The 6,089-nt window shown below is 30.3% G+C and carries 3 protein-coding genes; 1 reads left to right on the top strand and 2 read right to left on the bottom strand.

The features are described 5' to 3' along the window. The first annotated feature begins 899 nt into the window (after positions 1-899). Positions 900-1,343 (top strand): hypothetical protein, encoded by a 444-nt coding sequence (locus tag KR50_RS15910; RefSeq protein ID WP_041060922.1) that lies wholly within the window; start codon positions 900-902, stop codon positions 1,341-1,343. A 366-nt stretch (positions 1,344-1,709) separates the two neighbouring features. Here the strand turns inward: KR50_RS15910 and KR50_RS15905 are convergent, their stop codons facing one another. Together KR50_RS15905 and KR50_RS15900 are read right to left on the bottom strand one after the other, a co-directional pair. Continuing rightward, positions 1,710-4,259, bottom strand: coding sequence for a Spaf_1101 family AAA-like ATPase (locus KR50_RS15905; protein ID WP_052477167.1), 2,550 nt, complete (start codon positions 4,257-4,259; stop codon positions 1,710-1,712). Positions 4,260-4,660: 401 nt separating this feature from the next. Beyond that, positions 4,661-5,407, bottom strand: a complete 747-nt coding sequence (locus KR50_RS15900) for a hypothetical protein (protein ID WP_041060920.1) — start codon at positions 5,405-5,407, stop codon at positions 4,661-4,663. Positions 5,408-6,089: the final 682 nt, after the last annotated feature.

Here is a 6,089-nt window from a genome sequence, read left to right as displayed (position 1 = left end):
AAAATCCTAACCTCCAGTAAAATAACGTCACGATCTATTTTACTAAAGTAATAGGTTGATTGAGCAAAAGTGTAAAAGCCTATCGAGCAAAAAGTGTCAATTTTATTCTAGCGTTTACAGGTGTGATGTCATGTTGAAAAGATATGAGATTTTAGGAACGGATCTACCGGTATATTCGAAAAAGAAAGAAGAGGACTTTTACATCGAGGAAATTTGGCACTTAGAACTCGGTATGAGCGATTTTGAGAAGATTGGCTACGTTAGATATATAAAATCCAAAGAAGCCTTTTTTAGAGTCATTTACGCACAAATAAAGAGTGGGTGCACTCAAACCAAGTGCAAACCACCCTTTAGCTCCGTCAAGCTATTAAATTTCACCCCAAGAATTCTAAAGAAAACAAACAAATATATTCAGTGATGCATTGACCTATAATTCGAAAGCGACTGAATGGGAACGTAAAGAAGGAAAATGATTGATCAAGATTTTTTAGTAACTGATAATCAACTCGTTCGAAATTTTTCTCCCACTTTGCTTATGAATATAAATCTCACTCTCATACACTCATTTTTTATAGTTTTAAGTTGAAGACCTTCATTTTAATCTTTGCTGCTGACTCATTTTCCTCCAAAAATTTCATCATCCATTTGCAGTGAATATGAGCCATCAGTGCGGACTTTTAGCCAACAACAATTGCGGAATAACCAGGACTGAGTTTTAGATCCTGGTTATTTTTTGTGTTAATTTACATATTTAGAGTTTGAATTGATGAATACAGTAGGATATTGATTGGGGATATTGATAACACGGAATGATTATATAAAGACCCCAGCGTTTAGCTCAAATGGATCTCTCCTCCTAATCAAATTTCAAACAATAAAATCTAAAGGAGGCACTCTTTATGTTAAAACACGCATTGTCATTAGAAGAAAGAAAGACATTAATTAAAAACCTCTCTAAAGATAAGGAGTTCAAAGAGCTTCTTCTATATTATATGCAAATTTCGAAAGATATAGGTCATAAGAGGGATGAAGAAGAACGAGTAAACTATAGTGCTGTTATGGAACATCAAAATGGTGAACAAAGAAACATTTTGATGTTATTACAGCAAAGTTTATCATTACTTGAACATCACCAGATGTATGTTAAAAACATGATACTAAAAAAATGCGATGCAAAAATTGATTTATTCGAGGATTTCAGTCAGCAAGAACCACAGGGTGACATTCTATTTGAAAACATCATGATATTACTAACAGAACATTCAAATATTCAAAAAAGATATATTGAAGAAAGTATAGCAGAGCTATTGATTTATTCGCTCGTAAATCTAGACTTAATTTAATTTAAAAAGCATTGCAAGTCTCTTGCAATGCTTCCTCTCATTTTTATACAGATTAAAAATATTTAATGGTTATATATATGAAGTTAAGATAAGAACTTGTCTTTTCTGTTAGTTAATCTTCCTCTTCAAATTGTAATTCCTCATTTTCGATTTCTAATTGTACTTCATTAAACTTATCTTGTATAAGACCTATAAACTTTTGCAATATGATAGCCTAATGGATCTGTCTAGGCTTGAGTCTTAAAGTAATTATTAAGTAAAGAATTAATACCGAATAAGCAAGAGAGAAACCTTAATAAAAGGCTTTCTCTCTTTTGGTTATTGAAAAATTAATGCTCACTTTGCGCATAGTTTCGAAAAATGTGATTATCTTAGTTCTTCTACAAACAAAGAATAAGTCCCCATTTTATGTTTAAATGAATCAACCCCACCCTCTAGACAGTTGATTATATGTTTTGCAATTTTAGTATCTGAGGGATACCCACTATTTTCAACCCAACCTTTTTTATTATTAGATTCCATAACTATAACTTGCTCTGTACCAGAATTAGTAACAATAGTAGAATTATGCGTAACAATTATTACCTGTCTATTATTTTTGATTTGTTTTAAGCTTTCTACCAAATTCTTATAAATATATTGATTATCTAAATTGTCTTCAGGTTGGTCTATAACTAGTGGAGTGTTATCACCTATATAGTTTCCAAAGTTAAAAACAAATGATAAGATTGATACTACTTTCTGTCCTAAAGACATTTCCGTAACATCTTTCATTAAAGGGCCATTCGTAGAAGTTTGCTCTCTAGAGTTAATATTAAATCTAAGAGTAAATTCGTCAATTACATCAAACCACATCAATATACTCTCTTCAACCAAAAATCTATTGTTAGTAATTTTTTTAAATATTTCAGAATATAGAAGTGGTTTATTCTTTTCACTGACCTCAGATGTTTCTGAAATGACATCAGAATAATTAAATCTAGATTTTTGTACCATCTTCCCAATATCAAGCTCTTTATCAAGATAGTTATAATTTTTTTTTAATAAGAGTTTTAAAAAAGTTAAATAACCAATTTTTTGTGATATTTGTTGGATATAACGAGCTACATCATCCCACGTTAAAAAGGTATTAAGTAATTTCTGTTGCGAACTTATATGTTCTAGTAAATTATTTAAGTAGTAATCACTATTTTTTATCTTAGGTGAATAAACAACTTCTAATAGGTTGTTATTCGATTTATTAAAATCATTAATCACTTTTTCTATGCTTTTTTTTCTTTTATTTATAGCAAGAATCATCTCATCTATATTTTCTCTAACATATTTATTAAAACTTCTATCTTGTACCCTCTTTAAGTTATTTGTGTAGGTTGAAAAATCATCACCTTCTAACCCAAATAACACGATATCCTTTATAAAGTCATCTACTTTCCCCTGGTTAATTTTATTGATAATATTGTTAATCGAATATGACCTTCTGTAAATATTATCTAATAACCTTGAAGTATCTTGGGAATCTAATTTTATAAATTTATCTTGCTCTATTCTAAATAGTTGTATCCAATTTAAGGATAAATGAATTTTTTCATCCGATTTATCAATAAATGCTTTTTCTAAAAAGATACTATTTGAAAAGTATTCCCTATCTAAATCCTTAACTTGGGGAGTGAATTCTAAAATATACTCAACGTTCTTAAAGTAAAAGTTAAGATATATCTTTTTATGTTTAGATATGAATTCTAAAGTTGCTATATCATTTACTTCTAAAGTTAATGCTATTTCTAGAATATTAATAATTGTACTTTTCCCTGACCCTCTTCCCCCTATAATACAATTTAAATCTCTAGAAAAATTTATAGTAAAGTTTTCCCCAGATGGCTTGTTAGGGCTCTTCACAAGAAATCCGTTATCTCCAGACGAGACAGTTACACCCTTTATGAAGACATCAGATTTAATTGGTTTTTTTTTATAAATGTTAATAGGATGATTATGAAAAGACTTCTTTAATGATGCAAAATTTGTTTTATTAAATTTTATCCAGGTATTCCGCTGCCCTATCGTTTCTATCGAGTGAGAGTCACTTTCATGAATAACACCCAAAGAAATGGCAGCAAATTTATTGTGGTTTCTTATTCTATTTCTGTGAGAGGTTTCTTTATCAAGAGCAGTTAATCCAAAAACGTTCATATATTCTGAAGAAAATAAAGTCTTATTATACAACCCACTCCCATGCAAATTACTTGTATTTAGATGAGCAATATAAGCAAGCCCATCTAAATTGATTGATATCTCTTTCATGAGGTACTCACTTGTATGATAAGTACCTTCTAACTCACTAATAATTACATCCCCTAAAAAATCTTGAACATTGTCAAAATTATTCTCATCAAAAATGGCTACCAAGTGATTTTGTTCTGAACAAGATATTTCCACACCTAAAAATAGTTTTATCGGTTTTTTACTGTGAATATTTTTTATTCTTCCTTGAAAATACTCTTCGAGTGCATATTCTAATTTTTTAAACCCTTGGATCGTATTATGATCGGAAATAATGGCAACTTCAATTTCTTCAGCAAACATTTTATGGGCTATTAACATATATGCAATATATTCTTTAAAAGAAGCAAATGGCTTCTCTTTCTTTTTCAATTCTGTAAAATATTCCTGACTTTGATAAAAATTAATCTTGTTATGTATTTCATTTCCATTTTCTTCTGTTAAATAGCCCACTAAAACTGAATATTTGATAATAGACGATATGGTTAATTCATTATATTTTTTTCCTGGTATCAATTCATAGTCATGGGATGCAGGAGTATGGAAATGAAATTCACACTTTTTGAGAACTCCATAAGTTTGTTTGCTAGATCCAATTGTATCAATTGCACTCTTAAGACTTTCATAGTCTCCCATCATTCTTCCCCACCTTTGAGAATCTTAGTTTTCTAATTAAATTTATATTTGTTAAAACAATTGATTTTAAAAACAATCAAAATATACATTTTCAATTCCTGTAATACCTAATTGCACTAACCATAAAAAGGTTACACAAGAAGACAATTCTTTATGTAACTATGATTCTTAAAAATTAGGCTATGTTAAAGCTTTTTGTTGATATGGGTACAAAAAAAGGAGCTTGTAGAATGGAGTCGCCTCATTTATTCTACAAGCTCACCCGATAGTTTAAAGATTAACACTTCACCAGCTGGTCAGAAAAAAATTAGAAACTGAGCTACTGAGGAATTTAATAATAGAGAAGAGGATTGTGAGTATGAAATCTTTCCTCGATAAGTATAAAATTACCCTTCTTGGGTTTATTATTTTTTATTGTTTTTTTTTCTAAAACTATCTTGATATTCTACCTGATAATATTTATATTTATCACGCATTATTTCATCCAACTTATCGCACAGTCTTTTATATTGAATGATGCCAGCACTGTAGGTTTCTAAATCTGTATTGCCTAATGGTTGACCATGTGATAGGTTGATATAATTGGAAATACACTCCTCAATATCTGTCAGAATTATAATTATATCTGATTTAATGGACTCTCTAACAAATAGTAAATCTCTGGTTAACTCTTTGTTCTCTTTTTCAATAAAATCAATTGCTTTAAACCAATGATCAAAAGTTATATTGTACCACCCTGCGACAACAAAAGGATTCTGAGGATTAATGTTTTTGCAAAGATACTCAAGTTCTTTTTCTATTGAGTCAAATTGTTTACCTTGTGGAACTTGAGATGCTCTGCGAAGTGAAATAATCAATGTTTCACAAAGACGGCGTATTTTAACATGCTTGTTATGTATATATTTAAATGTTTTGACTTTTGTCTTTTCAGACTCTAAATGAACGTTAATGAAATAAAATATAAATCCAGTAATGTACGCTAAGCATATTTTATAGTACAAAGCACCTAACTCAGCACCATAAGGAAACCATTCAGCAACATTTATTAGCCATAGATCAATAAGTAACACTGATATTGTGGCTGTTAAAAAAAGTACCCTTAAATCTTTTCTTAAATTAGCAATACGATATTTCCAATATTTAAGATTCATAAACCTACCCCTTGCATTTATTATAAAAGTATATCATTTTTTCTGTAAGATAGTTAGCTAAAAATGTGCATTATGGATCAATATGGAAAGGGGGAGTAGTTACAAAAGACACGTGGAAGTAGTTTAAACTCTCCTGGACAGATTAGTAAATTCGGGAATTGATGCATCTTAAGTCCTGATAAATACTTGGTTCATAAAGGCATCACTTATTCACTCCATCGTTGAATAAGACTTCGATGTGACGGGGTTTTAACACCCTAATCATACGATAGGAGACTATTTCTTAATTGAAAACTCACATGTAATTCGCCTCGTTTATTGACAAACGTGATCGTCCAGCCGTTCATTTTATTAACCTTAAAAATACTTAAAAATCTGTGCTTAAAGTGGCTAACCATTCACTCTTTTTATTCCACCGATTTTGGATGAAAACCAATTAAATTTATTTTTTTACACATTTTTTACGCATTAAATAACATGAACATTGTTATATCAAACGTTGAAGGCACTAATCAAACTCCCTTCGAGGGCATACCACCATTATGTACAATGAACAAAGCAAACAGTCATACACACGATCGGACGTTGATTTACCAGCGTTCAGGTGTGCATGGCTGTTTTTAATTATTTGAAAATCCTAAGGCAGCTGTTTGAATGGGTTTGAAAGCAAGAGTCAGCCGGC

It is taken from the genome of Jeotgalibacillus campisalis, assembly GCF_000829515.1.
Lineage (GTDB): Bacteria > Bacillota > Bacilli > Bacillales > Jeotgalibacillaceae > Jeotgalibacillus > Jeotgalibacillus campisalis.
The sequence above is the reverse complement of the archived record's forward strand: the minus strand, read 5'-3'. Positions and strand labels throughout refer to the sequence as shown.